At 62.8% G+C, this 20,805-nt stretch carries 26 protein-coding genes and 2 pseudogenes; 11 read left to right on the top strand and 17 right to left on the bottom strand.

Going from position 1 to position 20,805, the window contains the following annotated elements; all coding sequences use genetic code 11:
* Positions 1–63 precede the first annotated feature (63 nt).
* Both AYJ54_RS27020 and AYJ54_RS27015 read left to right on the top strand, forming a co-directional pair.
* Complete coding sequence (locus tag AYJ54_RS27020) at positions 64–1,011, top strand: DUF4238 domain-containing protein (RefSeq protein WP_063703696.1); 948 nt, start codon at positions 64–66, stop codon at positions 1,009–1,011.
* 321 nt (positions 1,012–1,332) lie between these two features.
* A complete protein-coding gene (locus tag AYJ54_RS27015; RefSeq protein WP_347337232.1) occupies positions 1,333–1,647 on the top strand; it encodes a hypothetical protein in 315 nt (104 codons plus the stop codon).
* Here AYJ54_RS27015 and AYJ54_RS27010 read toward each other — a convergent pair.
* A complete protein-coding gene (locus AYJ54_RS27010) occupies positions 1,622–2,575 on the bottom strand; it encodes an acyl-CoA desaturase (RefSeq protein ID WP_063703695.1) in 954 nt (317 codons plus the stop codon). The two genes, AYJ54_RS27015 and AYJ54_RS27010, sit on opposite strands and share 26 nt — an antisense overlap.
* 272 nt (positions 2,576–2,847) lie before the next feature.
* On the opposite strand from AYJ54_RS27010, the gene AYJ54_RS27005 reads away from it, so the two are divergent.
* Positions 2,848–3,645 carry a transglycosylase SLT domain-containing protein gene (locus tag AYJ54_RS27005; RefSeq protein WP_063703693.1) on the top strand — a complete coding sequence of 266 codons (798 nt, stop codon included), beginning with the start codon at positions 2,848–2,850 and terminating at the stop codon, positions 3,643–3,645.
* Positions 3,646–4,179: 534 nt separating this feature from the next.
* Positions 4,180–4,275 (top strand): annotated as a pseudogene (locus AYJ54_RS52795) (lytic transglycosylase domain-containing protein); the annotation flags it as partial.
* 129 nt (positions 4,276–4,404) lie between these two features.
* On the opposite strand, the gene AYJ54_RS27000 reads toward AYJ54_RS52795, so the two are convergent.
* The gene (locus AYJ54_RS27000; RefSeq protein WP_063703691.1) at positions 4,405–4,953 is read right to left on the bottom strand and encodes a helix-turn-helix domain-containing protein; all 549 of its coding nucleotides are present in this window, start codon (positions 4,951–4,953) and stop codon (positions 4,405–4,407) included.
* Between the two features lie 628 nt (positions 4,954–5,581).
* On the opposite strand from AYJ54_RS27000, the gene AYJ54_RS51430 reads away from it, so the two are divergent.
* A complete protein-coding gene (locus tag AYJ54_RS51430; protein WP_018644642.1) occupies positions 5,582–5,755 on the top strand; it encodes a hypothetical protein in 174 nt (57 codons plus the stop codon).
* A gap of 44 nt (positions 5,756–5,799) precedes the next feature.
* Here AYJ54_RS51430 and AYJ54_RS26995 read toward each other — a convergent pair whose 3' ends face one another.
* From AYJ54_RS26995 to AYJ54_RS26980, 5 genes are all read right to left on the bottom strand, one after another.
* The gene (locus tag AYJ54_RS26995) at positions 5,800–5,997 is read right to left on the bottom strand and encodes a hypothetical protein (RefSeq protein ID WP_063703689.1); all 198 of its coding nucleotides are present in this window, start codon (positions 5,995–5,997) and stop codon (positions 5,800–5,802) included.
* A gap of 139 nt (positions 5,998–6,136) precedes the next feature.
* Positions 6,137–6,433, bottom strand: coding sequence for a hypothetical protein (locus AYJ54_RS26990; RefSeq protein WP_063703688.1), 297 nt, complete (start codon positions 6,431–6,433; stop codon positions 6,137–6,139).
* 68 nt (positions 6,434–6,501) lie between these two features.
* Positions 6,502–6,675, bottom strand: coding sequence for a VOC family protein (locus AYJ54_RS49785; protein WP_245329141.1), 174 nt, complete (start codon positions 6,673–6,675; stop codon positions 6,502–6,504).
* Positions 6,676–6,788: 113 nt separating this feature from the next.
* On the bottom strand, positions 6,789–8,225 hold the full coding sequence (locus AYJ54_RS26985; RefSeq protein WP_063703686.1) for a multicopper oxidase family protein: 1,437 nt from the start codon (positions 8,223–8,225) through the stop codon (positions 6,789–6,791).
* A 253-nt stretch (positions 8,226–8,478) separates the two neighbouring features.
* On the bottom strand, positions 8,479–8,886 hold the full coding sequence (locus AYJ54_RS26980) for a VOC family protein (protein WP_063703684.1): 408 nt from the start codon (positions 8,884–8,886) through the stop codon (positions 8,479–8,481).
* Positions 8,887–9,116: 230 nt separating this feature from the next.
* On the opposite strand from AYJ54_RS26980, the gene AYJ54_RS26975 reads away from it, so the two are divergent.
* Positions 9,117–9,467, top strand: coding sequence for a zinc ribbon domain-containing protein YjdM (locus tag AYJ54_RS26975; RefSeq protein WP_063703682.1), 351 nt, complete (start codon positions 9,117–9,119; stop codon positions 9,465–9,467).
* 246 nt (positions 9,468–9,713) lie between these two features.
* The gene (locus AYJ54_RS26965; RefSeq protein WP_063703678.1) at positions 9,714–10,625 is read left to right on the top strand and encodes a hypothetical protein; all 912 of its coding nucleotides are present in this window, start codon (positions 9,714–9,716) and stop codon (positions 10,623–10,625) included.
* A 280-nt stretch (positions 10,626–10,905) separates the two neighbouring features.
* Here AYJ54_RS26965 and AYJ54_RS26960 read toward each other — a convergent pair whose 3' ends face one another.
* On the bottom strand, positions 10,906–11,169 hold the full coding sequence (locus tag AYJ54_RS26960) for a hypothetical protein (protein WP_063704257.1): 264 nt from the start codon (positions 11,167–11,169) through the stop codon (positions 10,906–10,908).
* 634 nt (positions 11,170–11,803) lie between these two features.
* Between AYJ54_RS26960 and AYJ54_RS54100 the strand changes: the two genes are divergently transcribed.
* Positions 11,804–12,028 carry a GCG_CRPN prefix-to-repeats domain-containing protein gene (locus tag AYJ54_RS54100; RefSeq protein ID WP_430641447.1) on the top strand — a complete coding sequence of 75 codons (225 nt, stop codon included), beginning with the start codon at positions 11,804–11,806 and terminating at the stop codon, positions 12,026–12,028.
* Between the two features lie 317 nt (positions 12,029–12,345).
* On the top strand, positions 12,346–12,891 hold the full coding sequence (locus AYJ54_RS47845) for a phasin family protein (protein WP_245329140.1): 546 nt from the start codon (positions 12,346–12,348) through the stop codon (positions 12,889–12,891).
* Between the two features lie 98 nt (positions 12,892–12,989).
* Here AYJ54_RS47845 and AYJ54_RS26950 read toward each other — a convergent pair whose 3' ends face one another.
* From AYJ54_RS26950 to AYJ54_RS26935, 4 genes are all read right to left on the bottom strand, one after another.
* Positions 12,990–13,463: a hypothetical protein gene (locus AYJ54_RS26950; RefSeq protein WP_063703676.1), complete on the bottom strand. Its 474-nt coding sequence runs from the start codon at positions 13,461–13,463 to the stop codon at positions 12,990–12,992.
* 341 nt (positions 13,464–13,804) lie between these two features.
* Positions 13,805–15,211, bottom strand: coding sequence for an adenylate/guanylate cyclase domain-containing protein (locus tag AYJ54_RS26945; protein ID WP_063703674.1), 1,407 nt, complete (start codon positions 15,209–15,211; stop codon positions 13,805–13,807).
* A gap of 193 nt (positions 15,212–15,404) precedes the next feature.
* Positions 15,405–16,325, bottom strand: a complete 921-nt coding sequence (locus tag AYJ54_RS26940) for a DMT family transporter (protein ID WP_063703672.1) — start codon at positions 16,323–16,325, stop codon at positions 15,405–15,407.
* A gap of 87 nt (positions 16,326–16,412) precedes the next feature.
* On the bottom strand, positions 16,413–16,829 hold the full coding sequence (locus AYJ54_RS26935; RefSeq protein ID WP_063704253.1) for a nuclear transport factor 2 family protein: 417 nt from the start codon (positions 16,827–16,829) through the stop codon (positions 16,413–16,415).
* 112 nt (positions 16,830–16,941) lie between these two features.
* On the opposite strand from AYJ54_RS26935, the gene AYJ54_RS26930 reads away from it, so the two are divergent.
* Positions 16,942–17,529 carry a bifunctional transcriptional activator/DNA repair enzyme AdaA gene (locus AYJ54_RS26930; protein WP_245329139.1) on the top strand — a complete coding sequence of 196 codons (588 nt, stop codon included), beginning with the start codon at positions 16,942–16,944 and terminating at the stop codon, positions 17,527–17,529.
* A gap of 27 nt (positions 17,530–17,556) precedes the next feature.
* On the opposite strand, the gene AYJ54_RS51425 is transcribed toward AYJ54_RS26930, so the two are convergent.
* The 4 genes from AYJ54_RS51425 to AYJ54_RS26915 all read right to left on the bottom strand — a co-directional run bounded on the left by AYJ54_RS51425 (position 17,557) and on the right by AYJ54_RS26915 (position 18,861).
* Positions 17,557–17,703 carry a hypothetical protein gene (locus AYJ54_RS51425; RefSeq protein WP_201724260.1) on the bottom strand — a complete coding sequence of 49 codons (147 nt, stop codon included), beginning with the start codon at positions 17,701–17,703 and terminating at the stop codon, positions 17,557–17,559.
* 218 nt (positions 17,704–17,921) lie between these two features.
* A complete protein-coding gene (locus AYJ54_RS26925; RefSeq protein WP_063703670.1) occupies positions 17,922–18,125 on the bottom strand; it encodes a hypothetical protein in 204 nt (67 codons plus the stop codon).
* A 119-nt stretch (positions 18,126–18,244) separates the two neighbouring features.
* Entirely contained in the window at positions 18,245–18,415 is a 171-nt protein-coding gene (locus tag AYJ54_RS26920) for a Flp family type IVb pilin (RefSeq protein ID WP_082905868.1), read from the bottom strand.
* 176 nt (positions 18,416–18,591) lie between these two features.
* Positions 18,592–18,861 carry a hypothetical protein gene (locus AYJ54_RS26915; protein WP_063703668.1) on the bottom strand — a complete coding sequence of 90 codons (270 nt, stop codon included), beginning with the start codon at positions 18,859–18,861 and terminating at the stop codon, positions 18,592–18,594.
* A gap of 290 nt (positions 18,862–19,151) precedes the next feature.
* Here AYJ54_RS26915 and AYJ54_RS26910 point away from each other — a divergent pair, with 290 nt between their 5' ends.
* On the top strand, positions 19,152–20,480 hold the full coding sequence (locus tag AYJ54_RS26910; RefSeq protein ID WP_063703666.1) for a hypothetical protein: 1,329 nt from the start codon (positions 19,152–19,154) through the stop codon (positions 20,478–20,480).
* 18 nt (positions 20,481–20,498) lie between these two features.
* On the opposite strand, the pseudogene AYJ54_RS52790 reads toward AYJ54_RS26910, so the two are convergent.
* Positions 20,499–20,805, bottom strand: a pseudogene (locus AYJ54_RS52790) (bifunctional hydroxymethylpyrimidine kinase/phosphomethylpyrimidine kinase); the annotation flags it as partial.

Raw genomic sequence — 20,805 nt, 5'->3', positions numbered from 1 at the left:
GCCCCACCTGCTGCGCTACTTAGCCTTCTGCGGTCTGTTTGAGGCGCTAGAGGATCGATTAGGATGGCCCTCGATCACTACATCTCGCAAGTTCATCTAAGAAACTTCTATTCTCCCAAAATTGACAGGCTCTACGCTATGCGCAAGTCGGATCTGAAGACGTTCGAGCCAAGATCACAAGATGTCTGCCGGATCGACGAGGGAAACACTAACCCATATTTGACTGAGAGTCGGGCAATCGAAATATTCTTGAAAAGCGTCGAGCCGAACTACAATCGACCGGTTGAGTTGGTGCGCAAAAACGGTTGCGATCAGATGGCGGTAGTCGCGATTGCGGGGTTCGCCGCTTACGTCTTAGCCTGCTCGCCCGCCTCAATGCGCTTCTCTTCGGATCCGCTCAGGGCATCGGTCCAGACCACAGCGGACATCTTAGAATCGCAGGGCAAGATCGATGCTCCGCCACCGTCTCTTGGATACAAAAGCTTTTCGGAGATGATGTCAAAAGGCGCCGTGGCGATCGATATTGACCCAATGTTTCCGCAGGCGCTCGCCGTTCAATCCATCTTAAGCTGGCTCTCGATCTTCGGTAACTCGCGTTGGGATATCTTGCTCAACGAGCATGCTGATACGCCATTTTTTACAAGCGATTTTCCGATTGGATTCGAACAAGGACAGGACCCTCGCACAGTCAACAAGGTAGTACCTCTCACTCCGGCAGTGGCGGTGCGAATCCTTCCGGACGCTTCTCTCTCCGGTGCGCCGCACGATTTTTCCTTCGCAAAGCTGCGCACTAGGATCTGTCGCCCCGCCCGCTCAGAGGTTGTGGCGCTAAATCGACTGTTGGTCCGTTGCGCGGAAAATACGGTCTTCTTCCGCGACGATCTTCCGTGGGTATACAAATTCGTAAAAGACAATCGCAACTACAGGGTTGAAGGAAAAACTGAACGCATAAACACTGGAAACGGTTATTTTCACCTGTCAACTCAGCGCGTCGCACAGATCGAGCGGTGATGCATTGTCGTGCCCTCGCTTCATCGATCATCTTACCAGAGTCGTGAGTGGCTTATTCATGAGCGCCAAGGCCCCGCCGAAACCAGCCGGACCATCCAATTTGAATTGCGGCGACAGTGCACTCAACTCTTAGGGACGAATCGTTGCAGTGATATTCCCCGCCACGCCCGTAGGATGGGCGGCGCGAAGTGATACCCATCAACTCTGTCAAGTGATGCGTTTCACAAGAGCGAAACCCATCCTACGCGCCCCCACAAGACCCATGCCAAGAAAGAGCAAGCCTCTCTTCCCTCGCCTTCGCAGCGTCCGGCGGCGCATCCGGTGGGCGCAAAAGAAGTTCGCGCGAGCACCGCGGATGGTTCGGATCGCGGGCGGCGTGGCGATCCTGCTTGCGGTGGTCGCGCTGACAAACATCGTCTCTATCACGTGATCCGCAAGCCGACCGAGCCGTTCCTCTTTGCCGGCAACTCGCTCGACAAGGAGCCGGCCGAGACTTGGCGGCAATACGGGCCGCTCTTCCGCAGCCTTTCCACCGATGCGATCACGCCCGAATTGCTGGCTGCGCTGGCGCAGGTCGAGAGGTCTCGCGAACTCTGCCCGGCCAGGACCGTCAACGTTCGTTGTCGGGGTGAATGAAAATGTCGTGCACAAGCCCGAGTTTCCCAAGCCCCAGAATAATCAGGCCATTGATGTCGATTTCGTACCAGGCGTGCGAAAGATAGGCGTCCCGCGGAAACCGATGATGGTTGTTGTGCAGTCCTTCACCGAAGGTGAGGATTGTGGTGACCAGCTCGTTGGTCGTGCCGTCATCGAGCTCGAAGCGACGGTAACCGAAGCGACCGTCGCTATGGCAGACCGAGTTGACCAGCGAGGTGGCCATGGTCATGAGGTAGCTGCGGAACAGGCCGGAGAACAAGACGCAGCCGATCATCGCGTGCACGCCGCCAAACGCATAGCCGATGGCGCCCGGAATGATCACCGCCGACAGCGCGTACCAGTACCAGCGTGTCCTGGTGAAGAACATGGCGATCGGGTCGGCCAGAATATCCTTGGCGTAGTATTCGGCATCGGTGGTGGCTTGGTCCCACACCCAGCCGCCTTGCGCATGCGACATCCCCTTGGCGAAGGAGGCAATGCGGTTACCGAAGCCGTCATAGTAAGGGCTGTGGACGTCCCCGGGTTTGTCGGCGTGAAGATGGTGCCGGCGATGATTGGAGACCCATTTGAGCACCGAGCCCTGCACCGCCATCGTGGCGATCGCACCGAAGAACGCCCGCATGACCGGACCGCAGCGAAAGCTCCGGTGCACGAACAGGCGATGCATGGCGACCCCGATCCCGACCGTGGACAGCGAAAACATGCCGACGAAGACCCAAATCTCCACCCAGCCGATGCCTTGCGTGAATGCCCAGACCAGCGCCGCGATCGAACCTGCGATCATAATGGCGAACGAGATATAGGAATCGCGAAACTTGGCGTCGACCACCGGGCCTTCGACCAGCACTCCCGGTGGCATTTTCGGGTCCGCACCTTCCTCCGACACTACGTCCTGAACTACGGTCATTTCAGCCGATCCATTGATGGAAAATTACCCCTTCTGCAACGCAGGGTATAGACGCGGGCTATTTCTAGCAAGGACTCGATCGGCCGCGATGTTCCGGATATCGCTTTGCTCATCCGAAATTGCAGTGACAACCCGTAGGGCGGGTTAGCCCTGCGGACTGCGCGTAGCGCAGACCGCTCGGTGTAACCCACCTCTTTCGTTTCCCCGTTGATAAACAGTGGTGGGTTACGCCTTCGGCTACCCCCCTACGAGCTACGCGTTCCCGCAAGACCATGCCAAGGAAAAGCAAGAGCCTCCTCCCTCGCCTTCGCAGCCTCCGGCGGAGCGCTCGGTGGGCGCGAAAGAAGTTCGCACGGGCACCGCGGATGGTTCGGATCGCGGGTGTCGCGACGATCCTGCTTGCGGTCTTGGCGGTGACAAACATTGTCTATCACGTGATCCGCAAGCCGACCGAGTTGTTCTTTCTTGTCGGCAACTCCCTCGACAAGGAGCCGGCCGAGACTTGGCGGCAATACGGGCCGCTCTTCCGCAGCCTTTCCACCGATACGATCACGCCCGAATTGCTGGCCGCGCTGGCGCAGGTCGAGAGTTCAGGCAATCCGGTCGCGCGCACCTACTGGCGCTGGCGATTGAGCCTCAATCCCCTCGCGATTTACCGGCCCGCTTCCAGCGCCGTCGGCCTCTACCAGATGCTAGACGCGGCCTACGCCGAGGCCGCACGGTTCTGTGTCCGCGGCAACGCGGTCACCGACACCGGCTGCGGGTTCACCAGCTTGTATATCCGTGCGATCCCGAGCCACGCCATCGAGCTGACATCGGTGTATCTGGACCGCAACGTGGCTGATGTTCTCGCCCGCGCGGGCGATGTGAAGGCAAGCGCGCAGCAGAAGCAGGATCTGGCCGCCTTCATCCATCTCTGCGGCGCAGGTCCCGCCACGGCCTACGCACGCCGCAAGTTTCAGATGATCGCCGGCGAGCGGTGCGGCGATCACCTCGTTGCGGCCTATGTCGCCAAGGTCAACGCGATGAAGCGTCAATTTCTGCGCCTTGCGGCGGATGATGGCAATTAGCTCTTGGAGCGAGCGTAGCCCGGATGGAGCGCAGCGAAATCCGGGACAGGTGCCCGCCGCGCAATTCCCGGATTGCGCTTCGCTCCATCCGGGCTACAGGCGCTAATCAGTCCCGCGTCCGTCGCTGGCCGATCGCCGCGTGCCCGAGAACGTGATCGCTCTTCACCACCAGTATGGCCACCGCCACCCCTCATAGCGGACCCACGACGACACCAGGGGCGGGCCGTATGGATCGACCCGGTCGTCCTCAGGGCGATAACGATATCGTGGAACAATATAATAATCCCACGGCGTTGGCCTTATCACTTGCGGCGTGACGACGAGCCTCTGTCGTGGTTCATCAACGACCTGGGCCTTCCGCGCCCGGGCTTCAGCACCAGACGTCCCAAGGCTGCACAGCACCAGGGCCGTTCCGAGAGCGCAGGTGACGGTCATTTTCTTCATGCGTCGGCCTCCTTGCGAAGAGAGTGCAAAAGGACTCGAAGCAAGGCAAGCGAATTCGCTCTCGACTTGCTTGAATGACGCGCTCGGCCCTGGCGATTGAGCCTCAATCCCCTCGCGATTTACCGGCCCGCCTCCAGCGCCGTCGGCCTCTACCAGATGACCAATCCGGCCTACGCCGAAGCCGCACCGGTTAGCCCGCAGGACGGATGGAGCGACTTGTCCGCCGTAGCTCGAAGAGCGAAGGCGGAAGCGGTACCCATCAACTGCGCCTCACCAAGGTGATGGGTTTCGCAAGAGCTCTACCCATCCTACGAGCTACGCCGCGTCGACTTCCCCGGACACGCCGCTCGGCGTCGGGCCTGCAACGAGCCGGTCGAGACTGACCAGCAGCAGGTCGGCGATATGCATGAGCTGGTAGAGCGGAATCTCCGCCTCTCCCTTCTCGGCAAGGGATACAAACCCAGGCGAGACGCCAATGAGCTCTGCCAGCTGGGCCTCGGTGTAGCCGCGGGTCTCGCGCGCAGTTCTGACACGCGCACCAATCCCAAGCCTGTGCCGGGACTGCTCTTGCTCGGTCATCATGACAGCCTGTTCGTCCGGGCTCGCATATCCATCCGCGAACGCGCTGCCGATCAGCCTGCCCTTGCGCCAGGCGACCCGGCAGTCCTTGCGCAGTCCGTTGCTGAAGATCAACGTGAACTGCTCCGCGACCCATAGCGAGCTGTTGAGCTGCAGGCGGGCGCCGGTGCCGGAAACATCGCGGATCGTACAGGGGACGCTGATGATGCTGCCGGTGCCGTTGTCGAACTCGACAATCCCGGTCCTCAGCGTGTGATGCCTGACTGCAGCACGATGCTCGCTCATGACTCGTACGCTCCCGTAACCTGCGGCAATTCCGAACGACGTACCCGACGCATCCGGAAAATCCAGGCGCAAAATACCGCAGAATTTTCCGTAACTCCTAAAGTTCCACCGGTTCAACCGGGACTGGAAGCCATGGTAAAGGATTCCCTCCCAATCAATCCTTTCCGGCGGAATGCGTGCGGCGCGCCCGTGACGGGTGATGAGGCAAGCAAGCGTAGCCGAAGCTCTTAGCCGTCGAACGGACGCCACCATGGCATAGTGCCCCTGTTTTGCCCGACGCGTCAAACCCTATTCGGTATCACCGAAATCAAAAATCCTGAGCGATTTCTACTTTGCATGGGGTTGTTTTCGATATTTTTGTCGGACGCGCCAGCGTGGTGGAGCCTGGCGCAATCCGGGAATCGTGCGGCGGGCCCTGTCCCGGATTTCGCTTCCGCCTTCGCTCTTCGAGCTACGGCCGACAAGTCGCTCCGTCCGGGCTACTCACTGTGGTGAAACCTGGCCTCGCCTTCGCTCCGGTAGCTTGATAAGCGTAGGTCGGCGCGCGCCGACGAAAATTGATCTGCGTCGAGCGATCGGAGCGAGGCCCGTAGGAAGAGCTGGAGCGCAATCTGCTGGAAGGATCACCATGAACGGCAATCGTTACTACGGCGTCCGCGTCGAGGGCGCGAAATACGGCGTGGGCTTCGGCTCGGCGCTCGCCATCGCGATCTCCTACACCAACAACCATTCGATCCTGTGGGCGATCATCCACGGGATCCTGGGGTGGCTCTACGTGATCTTCGTCGCGCTGTTTCGGTAACGACCTGCGCGCATCCGGGCTAGTTGCCGCGGCCCTGGCATCGGCTAGCCGGTTTTCTTGCTTCGCAGCGCTTCGTGCGGGTGGCGACGATCGCCACGTCGATTTGACTTGCGAACGTAGGTGACGAGTGCCTCGGGGTTCTCGAGCTTGATCCTCAGCGCCGCGACCAAAGCGTCCTCGGCTTCGATCGTGAGCGCCTTGGCGCGCACCCCGAGCTTCAACCCGACCGTATATGACGTCATGGCAGACTCCTCAGTCCAGGCTTCCACCGTACCTCAATCGGCGTCCCTTCGGAACAGCCCTGCTCGACCCATCACTTTTGCCGCCGCAACGCGATGATGGGTTTCGCGAAACGCGATCATGCCGCAAGGCAAAGCCGGATCACGCCTGTTCTTTCAGGTTCGGTGCACCCAGCTCGTCGAAACGAAAGAGCTGAAAGATCCGCTGGCCGTCGAAGTCGAGCACCCTCAAATCATCGGTCTCCCGCAGATTGCTTTCGACCGCTTGAAAGTGCCCGCCGTAGCGCGTTCTGGCGAGCGCCAAGGGAACCTCGAACGCGACGAACTTGCCGATCCCCTTGTGCCTGAGCACCTCAAGGAGCTTCTGGTCGTGCAGGGACTCGTGGGATGTGAGAATGAGCAGCGGACCGCTCGACGTGAGCAGCAAAAGCGATTTCATCGGGTCCTCCTCTGCAGCAAGCGTAGCCCGGATGTGCGCTGCGATATCCGGGAAGCCACCCGCTCGAACTACTCCCCAACCAACGCATCATACTCCTTCTCGCTAAACGCCAGCAGACAAAACCCGTGCCCGAACGGATCGGCCAGCATGGCAATCCGGCGTAGGGTGCCATCGCGCGCGGGGGCCTTCAGGATCGCGCCGGCCCGCAGCTCGCAGGATGGGTAGAGCGCAGCGATACCCATCGGGCTGGTGTGCTGATGGGTTTCGCAGGGGCTCAACCCATCCTAAGCGCTGACGCAGTCGCCGTCCTCGCGTTCACCGGCGAGGCCATCAGGAGGCAGCCTCCCCGACCGCATCATTCGTAGATGATCAGTCCGGCGAAACCTTCGTCCATGTGGTCCTGATGGTGGCAGTGGAAGAAGGTCGGTCCGGGGTCATCCGCGACGAAATCGACCTCGGCAGTCGAGTATCGTGGCAGGCTGATCGTGTCCTTGATCACTCCGGACGTCGGCTTGTCACCCACCTTCGTGACCTCGAAGGAGTGGCGATGCAGATGCACGGGATGCTCGTCGCCGCTGTTGTTGTTCAGCAGCAGGCGGTAGCGCTTGCCCTTGACGACGGTGAAGAGCGGATTCGTATGCGGCCAGGATTTTCCGTTGATGGTCCAGCGATTGTAGCCACCCCTTCCGCCCGGGATCTTCTCGAACTTGAGGCTGATCGTCTCGTCGGGTGCAGCGGCGGGCACATCGGAGCGTCCGAAGACGGTGTAGTCCCATTTGGAGTTCGCCGGCGCCGACCAGGCGGGCTCGCCGCCGCGGCCGGCATATTCGACGACCACGCCCATTCCCATGTTGCGGTCGTCGTCGTCCGTCGAGCCAAAAACCCAGACGCCGGGATTATTCATCTCCACGATCACGTCGGCGCGCTCGGCGACGTCGAGCTTCAGAATGTCGACGGTCGCGGGCGTCGGGACCGGGTTGCCATCGAGTGCCAGCACTTTGAAGCGATGGCCCGACAGCGCGAGCGAGATACCCATGTTGCCGCTCGCGTTGAGGAGCCGGAAGAGCACCCGCTCGCCTTCGCGCACCCGGATCGGCTCCCCGTGGCCGAGCATGCGATCGCCAAGGGTCGCTACGTGATACATGACTTCCAGCCCGTTGTCGGGCGGCGGCCCCTTCTTGATGTCCTGCAGGCTCACCCATTGGCCATCCCAGTGGTGAGCGGCAAGCAGCACTTCCCGATCGTAGCTGCCGGGATCGCCCGCAGCGGGCTCCACGATGAGGAATCCGAATTCGCCCGTATAGGTGCTCTTGTTGAGATCGGTCATCGCCATCGCGTGACTGTGATACCAGCGGGTCCCCGCCGGCTTCGCGACGTACTCATATGTCAAGGATTTACCGGCTTCGATGATCGGCGAGCCTTCTTCCGTCGCTCCATCCTGCAGCGACGGAATCATCAAGCCGTGCGAATGAATCAGGTTGGGGTAGCCAGAATCGTTGGTGACTTCGATCCGGACGGGCTGGCCTTCCCTGACCCGCAGCACCGCGCCGGGAACGGTCCCGTTGTAGGCGGTGGTCTTGATGACCATACCGGGCGCGATCTCGACCGAGGTCGGCGCAATCCTGATCTTGTGGTCGGCTGTCTCCTTCGGCAGCGTCTGAGCGCGAACGAGCGGCAGGCTCCGGGCCGTCACGAGCGAGAATGCACCGGCCTGCGCGCCGCGAAGCAGCGCTCTGCGACTGACAAGCGGCTGTCTCCGAGGGCTGTTTCCACGTCGATCGATCTTCGTCATCGCGGCACCTCTTTCGGATCCTCATCGGAGTAGCACCGATCGATTGCCCCGCGACAGCCGCCTCCGCAAACAAAAGAAGTTGAGTTCGGGAGCGCGCTTTATCGGGAACCGACAAAAGAACGTGGCTTTATCGGAAATCGATGACAGCTAGGATGACATCCGCAGCGGCGTTGCGAGAACGAATGGCTATGACGACAAGAAGCGTTGCCGCCGCCAGTGACGCGACACTCGGGGATCTCCAGCAAAGCGGATCTCACTCGTCAGCCCCGAGCAACGCGTCATACCCCCTCGCACTGAACGCCAGCAGACAAAAGCCGTGCCCGAACGGATCGGCCAGCATGGCGATCCGGCCGTAGGGCGCATCGCGCGCGGGGGCTTCGAGGATCGCGCCGGCGCGGAGTGCGCGCTCGACTGCGGCGTCGATATCGTCGACGACGACGTCGATGTGCACCGGCGTCCAGTGCCGGTCGTAGCGGCGGCGGTCGTTGCCGGCCCCCACCGTGCCGGCCGGCTTGGTCAGGAGATAGACCGGCGCCGGCCAGCCCAGGAGTTCGACGAAGTCGGTGCCGAAGCGGCGGCCCACCGTCAGGCCGAACGCGGCGGTGTAGAACGTCGTGGCGGTCTCGACATTGGGGACGTCGATGTTGAGGAGGAAGGTCATCCCTGGGGCTCATCACGCTGCGGTCAGGTCAGCGACCCTAGCCCGGATGGAGCGACTTGTCCGCCGTAGCTCGAAGAGCGAAGGCGGAAGCGTAATCGGGGGAAAGTGCCGCACATGCCTGCCCCGAATTTCAACGGCGATCGCGGCAAGCGGGCCGGAAGTTTCTCTTGATTTACGTGGATAGGAACCTAGGGTGCGGCGCGCCCCGGAGTCGGGCGACGAGGTGAGCGATGAACGAGCCGATGAAATGCCCGACGTGCAGTTCCGAGCACGCCTATCAGGATCGCGATCTCTGGGTTTGCCCGGAATGCGGCCATGAATGGAGCGCTGCGGCGGAGGCGGCTGCGGACGCCTCGCATGAGACGGGCGTGCGCGATGCCCACGGCAATTTGCTTGCCGATGGCGACAGCGTGATCGTGATCAAGGATCTCAAGATCAAGGGATCGTCGTCGGTCGTCAAAGGCGGCACCAAGGTCAGGAATATCCGCCTCCAGGAGGCGAGCGACGGGCACAACATCGCCTGCAAGATCGACGGTATCGGCGCGATGAACCTGAAATCGGAGTTCGTGAAGAAGGCATAGTCGCAGATGGAGCGAAGCAACGCCCATCAATCGTGACGCTGCAGACATGACGGGGTTGGCGAACGCTCAACCCATCCTGCACGCTCTTCCGCTCGTTCAGCTCCTGCAGTTCGGTGTCGAGGTCCCGATCCGCTTCGGCCGGCCCGGGGGCGCCATAAATTTTCCTCGTGCCCGCGTTGTCTTGGACGGCGGCGAGAACTATCCTCTCGATGATCTCGGACTGCCGCACTCATTCCGTTGATGTGAATGGAAGGCGCATCGGTGCCTCAGACGCACGACCCGAAGCCGGACGAACAGCGCCCCGATGGCGAGCTGACGCGGGCCTATGAACGGATCAAGAGCGCCGAAGAAGACCTTGCGCGGCTGGACCGATTGGTTTCCGGATTGGAACGCGGCAGCGACAGCCCGCCGCCCCGGCAGCTCAACGCCGGTGCGGAACGCGGCGATGTTCCCCTGGACAAGGCGCCAGCGCCGGAGAGCAAGGCTCGCCATCAAGGCTTGAAAGGGGACGGGCCCATGCTGCGAGCCTTCGTTGGCCTGGTGTTGGCGATAGGCATCCTTGGTGCTGCGTTCGCGTCGCAATATCGCGATGAGGCCAAGGCGATCATGGCTCGATGGGCCCCGCCGGTCTCTATGCCGCGCCCGGAGGCGTCCGAGGTTCACAGTCCGGCGAAGCCGCCAACAGTCCAGCTCGTTGCTGCGGATGAGCAGCCGTCCCTGCCGGCACTGCCGGTCCACAAGGAAGCGGAAAGCGTTCCGCCGACCGGCGCCACATCGCCCGACCAGGCATCCGCCGAGCTGGCGCAATCGCTCAGGACCATCACGCAGGAACTGGCGAGCATCAGCGAAAAGCTCGAGCAACTGAAGAGCCGTCACGAGCAAACGCTTCACGAGCAGGCCGACGCCATTCAACAGCTCAAGACGGCGCAGGAGCAAGGTGCCGCGGACAATGCGCGCATCGCCGAGCAGGTAAAGGCGCTGCAAACGCAGCTCGCCCTCCTGTCCGCGAAATCCGCCGGACGGAGTGTGATGAAGGAGAACGATACGGCGGCGCGCCAGCACGTACCCGTAGCCGCACCTCGGCGGCCCAAGCGGCCGCGAGCACCCTGGATGCCCCCGCCCTATACGGTCGATCCCTGGGGCGATCCGGAATGGTGAGCCCGCAGGGCGAATGTCTCGAAGGCGCGGTCCGCCACTCGCTGGCCGCTTACTTCAGGGAAGTCGCCGGCCCGGCAAGCCAGGTTAGCGGCGCACATCAAACCTCCTGTCGTTCCGCAGGCGTGGCCCGGATGGAGCGAAGCGCAATCCGGAGATCGTGCCACGCGTCCCTGCCCCGGATCTCGCTGCGTTCCACCCGGGCTACTCGCTCGAAGGATAGCCAGGATGGGTGGAGCGACTTGTTCGCCCGATCTATCCGATGCGCCGAAAACAACGGCGCTCAGTTGGCTGTCCGTCTTTCGTTGCGGCCTGGCGCCGCTGCGGTCGCGGTACGCTGCGTCCGCGGCGTCAGGACACTCCGCTGGTGCGGCGACGGTGCAGTGGTCGTGACCTGCGACTGCTGGACATGCGCCGCTCCAAGCACGCCGATCTGGACCGGCGAGATCGGCAGCCCGCTCGCTTCATAGGTCGGCAACTCGGCAGCGAAGCTGGTGGCGGCACCGGCCATTGAAATCGCGGCGGCGGTCGCGACGATCAGTGACATCTTCACGGCAATTCTCCTGGATAGCGTCTGGAAAGCCCGAGCTATGCATCCGGGTTGCGCCGTCAATGAGATGATCATTATCATATAAAAACATGATCGTGATCGACCGCGACGTCGGAGCGAGTGAAATTGACGCCCTGCATTCGGCGCCGCCTGTTTTCCGGGAAGGATTATTTCGCCCCTGCCGCGCGGTTGGAGCCCGGTGCTTAAAATCCCTGCAGGCGTAGAATGATTCTCCTGCCGGCAGCCAACGATCGCCTGGCACGCAAAGGCGAGCGCGGCGTTCCGGAACCCCTCATTTTTTCTGGGCAAGCGAAGCCCGGATGAGCACAGTCGTAGGATGGGTGGGGCGAAGCGATACCCTTCAACTGCCTTCACCAAGGTGATGGGTTTCGCAAGCGCGCAACCCATCCTACGAACTCATCGACAAACCGCGTTAACGTCGGCTCGTTGGCGTCGGGCGGGTCCTTGCATCGGCGTTCTCGGCCACAGGCTTTGGTGTTATGCTCCAAGGCAATCCGGCCGGCGGGCCCCCGGCCAAATTTGTGCGACGTCAAGACGGGCATCGGCATGAAGGAGCGAGCGCATGACCAGGTACCTTCCACGCGTCCTGTTGGCCTTTACTGCCCCTGTGATGCTTCTGGTTGCGGTCTGCACAGCCAACGCCGCAGGCCTCTGCGGTCCCGGTTGCCACGCCACCGTTTACGGCGCGTGTGTGGCCGATGGCTGGGGCACGGGTGCGCGTGTCTGGAATGAATGTCCGGCCACGTCTCGTCCACGTCCGCCTTGCGGCGGTTCGGATTACGTCTGGAGTTCTCGCAAGCGGGCTTGTTTCCCGAAGGTGACGGATTGGCTTTGAGCCCGTTAAGCGGAGCCCGGATGAGCGCAGCGATGTCCGGGAACCCAACCGCTGAAGTTCCGGATATCGCTTTGCTCGTCCAGGCTATTTGCTGGCGGCGCATGTCCTGCGATGGCGCCACACCCACCCGTAGCCGAACGACCGACGTCTCGCCGCCGGCCGCGCGCTGGACGGTCAAGATCCTCCGGGATGGGCCCTGCCGATGCCCGGCAAAATCTCAACACATGACCGCCACGCAAGCGACAAGCCGCAATCGCGATTTCAGCGCAAACACGACGGAGGCTTGTGGCTTGATTCGATATTCAGGAGCATTTGTAATGTTGAGTGCGCACGAAAATAAGCCGACGGGAAAATCCGGCCAGCGCGGCCGGAAGAAGAAGGCCGGGCAGCGGACCGCGACCGGCGAACACCACGCAACTGCAGCCCACCAATTGCCGGCGGATGCCTCGGCGGAGATCAGCCAAGAGATCGGTCAGAAGATCGGTCAAGAAATCAGTTCTCAGGCATCGCCTGCCGCAGCCTTGCCAGGCGAGACTTCAGGGATGGAGATCGCCGCAAGCGCGCCGGTCGACCTCGCCCCGGTCGGCGTTCAGACGATTGCAGATGTCTATAGCGACTACACCAGGAAGTCGCTCGAACACGCCTGGTCCTTCCTGGGAAAGCTCGCGACCGCGCGCTCACCCGCCGAGGCCTTTGAGCTTCAGATGGAATTCGCGAAGGAGGCGTACGAGTCGTTCGTCGCCGGATCCCAGAAGATCGCCGACCTGCATGGACAGTTGGCCATGCAAAGGGTCATGCATCTTGAGGGGTTCGTGGCCAAGCTCACCCAGACGACGCTCGAAATCCGCGCGACACGTCACTGACCGACAGCTCCGCATTCCGCGGGGGTCGGAAGTCAGGTGCACCAGCGCCCAGCGAAACAGACCACCCAAAGGTGGTCTGTTCGCTGAAATCTCGAGATCTATGCGCTCTCGGAGATCGGCTCCTGCGCGGCAGGCTCCTCCTCGGAGGGAACGCTGCCTGCGGTTTCCATCTTGCGCTTGACCTGCTCGCAGGTCTTGCGGACTTCCTCCGTGAAGAGCGCGCATTCTTCGATGCGCTTGAATATCTTTCGTCCTTCTTCACGATACTCTGCTGCAGTTTCGCGCATGAAGGCAATCGCATCATGCACCTGGGCCGTCAGGGCCTCGCATTTTCGCGCAGCGTCGATCAGCTCGCTGCCCATTGCCTCAATTTCCTTTGCGGCGGATTCGTAGTCGCGAATGACCGCCTCTGCGCTGAGCGCGCCGACCCGGGTGACGCCCTCTGTGTGCTCGACATAATCAGGTAGTGCAATTGCAGCCAATGAGCTCCCCGGACGAACCGTTGTAATGTCCGCCTCGAGCTGAACCAAATTCACTCCATCCCTTCTTCGCAATTGTTCAATCCCTGCCATGGGTAGGCTCTCCTTAATGACGCCCCCGAGAACCCCAACACGGTCAAGTGTATTACGAGGACAAACAGCATTTTAGCCCGATATGTTATTGACAGCCCCATCTTCGCCATACTGTTGCAACGTTAGGTGAAACACGCAGAGATAGGTGTCAGGCACTCATTCAACCTCTCCGGGAACGCGCTGCCGTTCGCATCGTAGTCCGAATGGAGCGACCATAGGGTGGCGTTCGGTGTCCTCGGTTGGGTGTGGGCCCGGATGGAGCGGAGCACAATCCGGGGATTGTGCAGCACGTCCGTGCCCGGATTTCGCTACGGTTCTTCCGGGCTACTGCTGCGCCCGCCTCACGGTATCTCGTACACCGACACTTTGTCCGCGATCCCGCTCAAGGCCACGCTGCGGGGGGTCGGGTTGAGGCCGTTGGCCTCGAGCAGGGTCCGGGTCTCGGCGTTGTCCACCACTGCTTCTGTCACCACGATCGAGCGCGAGGCAGCTAACCCCTGGACGCGCGAGGCGATGTTCACGGTCTGGCCGAAATAGTCCTGCTGGCCGTTGAGGGTCACCGCGAGGCACGATCCCTCATGGATGCCCATCTTCAGCAGCAAGCCCTGTTGCTGCCGCTGGGCCCCTAATTCGCTCATGGCCTCTCGCATGCGGATCGCGGCGGCAATGGCGCGGTCGGGCGTCTCGAAGGTCGCCATCACGGCATCGCCGATGGTCTTGACCACCGCCCCCTTCTCGGCCGCGATGATCTCCTGGAGCAGGCGGAAATGCTCGTTGACGAGATCGAAGGCGACGAGGTCGCCGACATGCTCATAGAGGCCGGTGGAATCCTTGAGGTCAGAGAACAGGAAGGTCAGGCTCAGGATCTTGAGGCGCTGGCCGATGGCGAGCGTGTCAGTGCGGTAGAGGTCGCGAAAGGTCTGGTTGGTGAGGAGGCGTTTTGCGGTGAGGCTGGGCTTGCGCCGCGTCAGGAGGTCGTCGAGCCTCTGGTTCGCGACCCATACCGCCGGCAGCACGCGCGCGTCGGTGCGGTTCTCCAGGGCGAGCCGCAGCGAGCCCGGGCGCAAGGCGACGGCATCGACGGGGACCTCGGCCTTGTTGAAGATCAGCGACAGGTTCTGGCGCTCGCTGGTCTCCTCGCCCTTGACTTCGAGGAACTGCGCCGTGTGCGTCACCGGATCGAACACGATCAGCGTGCCGGCCGGCACCTGCAGAGAGAGGATGGCCCTTTCCCCCGACGGCAGATCGACCGCCTCCAGCGTGAGCTCGCGCAAGAGCCCGTCGAGGTCGGCCGGCAGATCAATGGCCGAGCTCCAGAACACCTGGCGATAATATTCGGCGAGCGGCAATTCCTCGGCATTGTGGGCCGCGATCTTGCGCACGCGCGGGCTGACTGTGAAGGTCACCTCGACCAGGTTGTCGAGCGTCGTCTCATAGCCCGCGGCGCAGAACGCACAGTGATACTGCGGGCTGTTCACCGTCTTCAGGCTCTTGTTGGCGGAGAGGACGCCGGCGCAGCTCGGGCACATCACGCTCCAGGTCATCTCCAGGATGCCGAGCCCGACCGCGTGCAACAGCCCCCCGATCACCTGCTCCTCGCCAAGGCCGGATTGGCCCGCAAGATGCAGCGCATTCATCTTGCTCAAGGCATGGTCCGGCGCCTCCCGCACCATGCGCTCGAGCATGTCGACAACGGGTTCGTCGGCAGACTGACGCAGGACACCAAACAAAGTCTCGATTTCGCTCATGCGGCGAGTTTACATGAAAGGACAGCGAGCGGAAATCCGCTTTCCCTTCACGTACGCGGGACGGCGAAGGCAGGAGCTGTCAGCAGGTGTCAGCGGCCGTGGGGTGGGTTAGCGAAGCGTAACCACCACTGTCTGTCGCCGCGCAAAAAGAGGCGGGTTACGCCTTCGGGTAACCCACTCTGCGCACCGTGACCTATCTCTGTCGCTGTGCTAGGTAAAATCCACACAGCACCGTCACGAGGCCTGCGGCCTGCAACGCCGTCGGCGGCTCGCCAAGCAGCAGCCAGCCGACCAGCAGCGTCAGCGCCGGCACGCATGCGGGAAAGACGGCGGCGCGCGCGACGCCGAGGCGCTGGACCGAGACGGCAAAGAGATAGAGCGCCGCGGGGCCCGCCAGAATGCCCTGCGCCAGCACCTGGATCGCATTCTCGGGCAAGCCGATCGCCGCGACGCGGGCGAGCCCGCCGGTGGCGACATAGATCGGCAGTAGGAGGAGCGACAGCACGCTGATGACGGTCGCGGCCGAAAAGGCGGAGACGCGCCAGTGGCGCAGCAGCGCGCCAAAGCCTGCGAACATGAATCCGGAGAGCACGAAGATCAGGTCGCCCTGCACGCCATCGCCCCCGATATGGCCGATCGACTCCGCGCCGATCACGCCAAGGCCGCCGACGATGATGATGGCGCCGGCAAGGCGCGAGGCGGAGATCCGCTCCTTCAGGACCAGTGCAGCGAGCAAGAGGCCACCGAGCGTCGCGCAGGAGGGCTGGATAACGCTGCCGTGGCCGAGCGGCACGAACAGAAAGCCGGTGTAGCTGATCAGCGACATCACAGGACCGCCCAGCACCATCAGCGCAAGGCCCCTGCCCCAGCCGATGCCGCAGAGATCGGTGATACCGGCGCGCAAGACCAGCGGCAGGAACGCGATGCCGGACCAGACGTAGCGATGCACGAGGAGATCGACAGGCGTGAAGCCGACCTTCAAGCCGTGCCGCGTTCCGGCAAATCCCAGCGCCCAGAACAGCGCCGCGGACAAGCCGCAGAGGACACCAAGCAGTGCCGGTGTCGCATCGTTCTTATGAGTGAGTGCGTCAGCGCCGCTCGTCCGCTGATCCATAGGGCAAGCCTTATGTCAGCGCGCTAGCCGGCTCAACCCACGCGGTTGCAGGGCTGGCACGCGGCGATGGATGCGAGCGGCTAATCGTCAAGCCTCCCCGAACACCATCCGCCATCCCTTGCGCGTGTCCATGTATTCACGCACCTGCCTGATCCGGTCGCCAGCCACCGTGAACACGAAGCAATACTCGTTTTCGTACGGCACCCCGCCGACAAGCGTGGCGCGCATCCGCTCCTCCACGATCACGACATCGCCGTCGGCGTAGACGCCGCGGAAGGCAATATCGATGTCCGAGAACATCCGGTGCATCTCGCGTGCGATGAAGCGCGCGATCTGCTGCGGTCCGATCATGTGGTCGGTGTGGTCGAGCGCAACCGCGGTGGCGTTGCCTTTCGGCGCGATCCATTCGGCATCCTCGGTGAACAGCGCCGCGATGCGATCGGCATCGCGGGACGAAAACGTCTTCCAGGCGTTCAGCACGATGTCCTTCGACGTGCCAGTCATGACGCGCTCCACGGCTTGCATTGACATGAGGCCGGCCTTCTAGGCTGGCATGCGCGTCCCGGCTCGCCACAATCGGACTCGGTCATCCCTTGCCGCTTCCCGGCGGCCCGGCATGCGCTATCATCTCGTCATGCTGAGCTTCGAGGTCTGCAACGCCGCGCGCTTGCGCAGGGATCCCCGCTATGACGGCCGTTTCTTCACGGCGGTGAAGACGACGGGCATCTATTGCCGCCCGGTCTGCCCGGCCAAGCAGCCGCTGACGCGCAACGTTGCCTATTATCCGACGGCGGCCGCGGCCGAGGCCGCCGGCTTCCGACCCTGCCTGCGCTGCCGCCCGGAGACCGCACTATTCTGCCCGGCCTGGAACGGAACACGCTCGACGGTCGCGCGCGCCGTGAGGCTGATCCATGACGGCGCGCTCGATGAGGACTCGGTGGTGGCACTCGCCGATCGGCTCGGCATCTCCTCGCGCCACCTCGCGCGGCTGTTCGAGCAGCACGTCGGCGCCAGTCCGCAGCAGCTTGCCAAGACGCTCCGCGTCCAGCGCGCCAAGCGCCTTCTCGACTCTGGCGATCACAACATGACGGAGATCGCGTTCCACGCCGGCTTCGGCAGCCTCCGCCGCTTCAACGCCGCCTTTGTCGAGCTCTATGGCCGCCCGCCCTCGAGCCTGCGGACGGCGCGAGCCCGTGGACCGTAGGGTGGGTTACAGGCTGCAAATCACCGCTCAGAAAAACCCGGGGCTGAGATCCAGCCCGTACGTCAAGCTCAGCACGTACACGAACAGCACGGCGCCGGCGAACAGCGCAGCGTGCTTGAGGATGAACGCACGCGGAGAAGTGCTGGCAATAACGGCTTTCTGCGCAACGGACATGACGACCTCCAGTATGAATTCAAAATTGGCCGCTCAAGATGCGGCGGCCGCATAAGCGCGCGGCCCTCAAAACAAAGCGTTAAAGAGAAGGACGCCGGTATGAACGGGCGTACATGTTTGGAGAGTTCACGCGAACTTGTTCGCTGCCGGATTCTCAATCAGCGCATCCGTGCGCACAGTTCACTCCTGGAGCGCCACGAGCCGGTCCAGGGCGACATTCATCCACCGAGCACGTTGCCCCAGCCGTCGAACACGAACTCCTTCCAGGCAACGCTTCCATCGCCCAGCGGCCGGCTCGCGCGGCGATAATCATCGGCATCTTCGGCTGTCCAGGTGATGATCGCGTCCGATGCACGATCGTGCAGGATGGCGGGTTCAGTGGGATCGAAATCCCGCATGGGGCGGAGCGAGGAATGTGTCATGGACGACCAACTCCTTGGCCGGCGCAAGGTTGCGGCGAGCCGGTCAAGCGGCTTCCCCGAAAATATTCTTAGCAAGTTTCTGATCTATCGCATGACCGAAACAGGCCCAGCAACACGCCCTACTTCAACGCTGTCGCGAGCGCGGTGAGCTTTTCCACGAGGTTGGTGCCGAGCGCATAGATCACTTCGATGATGGCGAGCGCGATGCCCGCGGCAATCAGGCCGTACTCGATGGCGGTGGCGCCGCTTTCATCGGCGATGAACCTGGCGACGATGCTTTTCAATTTCATTTCCTTCCCAGTTCTGCCGGAGGTTGCCGGCGCGGGAGGAATGCCAGAACACAATCCAAGATTGAATAAATGCCGCTTGGTCAATTTGATAGAAATCGGCGCTCAAATCGCGGCTTCAAAACAAAAAGCCCGCGACGGCTTGTCGCGGGCTTCCAGCAAGTCGAAAGAGACTGGGCTTAGCGCGCGCGGCCTTCGGTCTGGCCCTGCACGGCCGCAGCGGTCGACAGCTGCCGCGGCGTCAGGACCTTGAGCTGATGCGGCGAGGCTGCATTGGTCGGGGCCTGAGCCTGCCCCTCAACGTGTGAGCCGCCCAGGACGGCAACCTGAATCGGCGAGATCGGGAGCCCGGCCGCCTCATAGGTCGGCAATTCCGCGGCAAAACCGGCCGTAATGCCAGCGAGCGACGCAGCGGCGACGGCTGCAATGGTAAACGACGTTCTCTTCACACCGATTCTCCTGGGTAGTGCGTGAGAACCCGACCTATGCGTCCTTGCTGCAGTGCAGTAGTCTTGATGTTGCATTGCAATAATGCGGATTTGACAGAGCACATCTGACGCCGCCTCCAGCAATCCCGCAGAAAAAGTTCCCGATTGTGGCCCCAGGGCCACAGCTCCCCGAAAAAGCCAGCCCTACGCCGATTGCGCCATTGCGCCGCCATATCCGGCCCAGAACAATCAACGTGCCGCGTGGCTAGCTGTGCAAACAGGCTCGGACCGAGCCTTTGGAGGCTGGGATCATGAACGATCGGCAATCACTCCTGGTGGCAGTGTGCTGCCCCTCGGCCGTTGTTGCGGGCTGGCTTGTGCTCTCGCTCTCCGCCTACGCCCCTGCCCTCATCGAGAACGGTGGCGCCAATGCCGGTGTCTCCAGTGCGAAAGATCTCGCCGCTCACGTTGAACTCGCCGATGTCCCGCGCGCGGCGACCGTGGACGACGGCGTTGCCGTGAATGCCGACATGGCGGCCGCCGTCGCTCCGCCGACTGGCACAGAGACCGCCGCAGCGGCAATTCCGGACACACCCGAGCCGCCGGTGAAACTTGCCTCGGCCGATCCGTTGCAGATGCTGCCGGCGGAAGCACCGCCACCTGCGGTCGCGGACACCCCGGCTCCCGCCAACAGCGAAGCCGCGGCAGCCGAGCCGGCTCCCGCCGGCAGCGAGGCCACGGCGACCGAGGCGCCCGTCATCAAGCTCGCATCCGCCGATCCCACGGAGATCGTGGCGGAGGGCGCGCCGCCATCGCCCGCAGCAATCGCGAGCGGGCCGGCACCTGGCGAGAGCAAGGCGACAGACCCCGCCGATACTGTCGCCGTCCTCGACGAATGCTTCGTCGTCGACGCCTGCATCGATCGCTATCTGTGGGTGCTCTATCAGCGCACGCCAAAGGAGGACTCGATCAAGGTGCAGGAGCGCCGGGCCGTCAGCGTCAAGCGCAGGGGCAAGACGGTGACGGTCATGCGGTCGTTCACGAAGCTCGAGGACGAGGATTTTGCCTGGAAGGATCCGAAGGCGGCCGAGCACGCCCGCATGCCGATGATGGACTACGTGATCGGCGGCATGGACCGCAGCTTCAAACGAAAGCTGTTTCGCGCGCTGCTTGCGGCTGAGGCGGCCGGCCTGTCGCCCGGCATCACCAGCGCGTTCCGCGACGACTACCGTCAGTCGATCGCCAGCGGCCTCAAGGCGGCCTCCGATCGGTCGTATCACGGCGGCAGCTACCGCGGCGGTTACGGCCACGGGCTCGCGGCCGACATCGTGAGCACCAAGGGCGACAACCGCGCGCAGCGCTGGACCTCGACCGAGGTGCTGTGGAAATGGATCGACGCCAACGGCAGGGCACTCGGCATCGGCCGCCCCTATCTCGACCGCGATCCGCCGCATGTCGGCCCCATCGACGGCCAGGAATACATCTCGCGCCGTGGCACCGGTGATTCCCATGTGGCCTCGAATGCAAAAATTCGAGCCGCGTCGAAGGCGAAGTCGCACAAGGTGGTTGCGGCGCGCGAGCAGCGACGCTCGGCAAAGCCGCAGAAATCTGCGCGCGCGGCCAAGGGACGCACGATCTGAGCCGAAGCCGGCCGCGCCTTACGCGCTGTGCGCTGAGGCGGGCAGCGGAACGAGGCGCATCTCCGCCGATCCTTCCTCCTGCGTGCGCACGAGCACGGCGAACACGGTCTCCACCGCCATGCGCACGGCCGTCTCGACGGCCGCGCCCTTGGCAAGATGCGCCGCGATCAGGCCGGTCAGGAGATCGCCGGTACCGTAAGGGCGGATCGGCAAGCGCAGCGTCGCAAAGCGCGACAATTGTCCGTCCGCGCACAGGATCGTCTCGACCTGTCCGTCCGGCGTGTCGGCCAGCGCGCAGCCGGTGGCGACGACGTTGATCCGGCCC

Source organism: Bradyrhizobium centrolobii (assembly GCF_001641635.1).
Lineage (GTDB): Bacteria > Pseudomonadota > Alphaproteobacteria > Rhizobiales > Xanthobacteraceae > Bradyrhizobium > Bradyrhizobium centrolobii.
This window is presented reverse-complemented; position numbering and strand designations above follow the sequence as displayed.

Bases quoted from the DNA above. Each gene is read 5' to 3' on its own strand.
- AYJ54_RS27020 (WP_063703696.1), top strand. From the start codon at position 64: ATGGCCCTCGATCACTACATCTCGCAAGTTCATCTAAGAAACTTCTAT.
- AYJ54_RS27010 (WP_063703695.1), bottom strand. From the start codon at position 2,575: ATGACCGTAGTTCAGGACGTAGTGTCGGAGGAAGGTGCGGACCCGAAA.
- AYJ54_RS27005 (WP_063703693.1), top strand. From the start codon at position 2,848: ATGCCAAGGAAAAGCAAGAGCCTCCTCCCTCGCCTTCGCAGCCTCCGG.
- AYJ54_RS27000 (WP_063703691.1), bottom strand. From the start codon at position 4,953: ATGAGCGAGCATCGTGCTGCAGTCAGGCATCACACGCTGAGGACCGGG.
- AYJ54_RS51430 (WP_018644642.1), top strand. From the start codon at position 5,582: ATGAACGGCAATCGTTACTACGGCGTCCGCGTCGAGGGCGCGAAATAC.
- AYJ54_RS26995 (WP_063703689.1), bottom strand. From the start codon at position 5,997: ATGACGTCATATACGGTCGGGTTGAAGCTCGGGGTGCGCGCCAAGGCG.
- AYJ54_RS26990 (WP_063703688.1), bottom strand. From the start codon at position 6,433: ATGAAATCGCTTTTGCTGCTCACGTCGAGCGGTCCGCTGCTCATTCTC.
- AYJ54_RS49785 (WP_245329141.1), bottom strand. From the start codon at position 6,675: ATGGGTATCGCTGCGCTCTACCCATCCTGCGAGCTGCGGGCCGGCGCG.
- AYJ54_RS26985 (WP_063703686.1), bottom strand. From the start codon at position 8,225: ATGACGAAGATCGATCGACGTGGAAACAGCCCTCGGAGACAGCCGCTT.
- AYJ54_RS26980 (WP_063703684.1), bottom strand. From the start codon at position 8,886: ATGACCTTCCTCCTCAACATCGACGTCCCCAATGTCGAGACCGCCACG.
- AYJ54_RS26975 (WP_063703682.1), top strand. From the start codon at position 9,117: ATGAACGAGCCGATGAAATGCCCGACGTGCAGTTCCGAGCACGCCTAT.
- AYJ54_RS26965 (WP_063703678.1), top strand. From the start codon at position 9,714: ATGGAAGGCGCATCGGTGCCTCAGACGCACGACCCGAAGCCGGACGAA.
- AYJ54_RS26960 (WP_063704257.1), bottom strand. From the start codon at position 11,169: ATGTCACTGATCGTCGCGACCGCCGCCGCGATTTCAATGGCCGGTGCC.
- AYJ54_RS54100 (WP_430641447.1), top strand. From the start codon at position 11,804: ATGCTTCTGGTTGCGGTCTGCACAGCCAACGCCGCAGGCCTCTGCGGT.
- AYJ54_RS47845 (WP_245329140.1), top strand. From the start codon at position 12,346: ATGTTGAGTGCGCACGAAAATAAGCCGACGGGAAAATCCGGCCAGCGC.
- AYJ54_RS26950 (WP_063703676.1), bottom strand. From the start codon at position 13,463: ATGGCAGGGATTGAACAATTGCGAAGAAGGGATGGAGTGAATTTGGTT.
- AYJ54_RS26945 (WP_063703674.1), bottom strand. From the start codon at position 15,211: ATGAGCGAAATCGAGACTTTGTTTGGTGTCCTGCGTCAGTCTGCCGAC.
- AYJ54_RS26940 (WP_063703672.1), bottom strand. From the start codon at position 16,325: ATGGATCAGCGGACGAGCGGCGCTGACGCACTCACTCATAAGAACGAT.
- AYJ54_RS26935 (WP_063704253.1), bottom strand. From the start codon at position 16,829: ATGACTGGCACGTCGAAGGACATCGTGCTGAACGCCTGGAAGACGTTT.
- AYJ54_RS26930 (WP_245329139.1), top strand. From the start codon at position 16,942: ATGCGCTATCATCTCGTCATGCTGAGCTTCGAGGTCTGCAACGCCGCG.
- AYJ54_RS51425 (WP_201724260.1), bottom strand. From the start codon at position 17,703: ATGTCCGTTGCGCAGAAAGCCGTTATTGCCAGCACTTCTCCGCGTGCG.
- AYJ54_RS26925 (WP_063703670.1), bottom strand. From the start codon at position 18,125: ATGACACATTCCTCGCTCCGCCCCATGCGGGATTTCGATCCCACTGAA.
- AYJ54_RS26920 (WP_082905868.1), bottom strand. From the start codon at position 18,415: ATGAAATTGAAAAGCATCGTCGCCAGGTTCATCGCCGATGAAAGCGGC.
- AYJ54_RS26910 (WP_063703666.1), top strand. From the start codon at position 19,152: ATGAACGATCGGCAATCACTCCTGGTGGCAGTGTGCTGCCCCTCGGCC.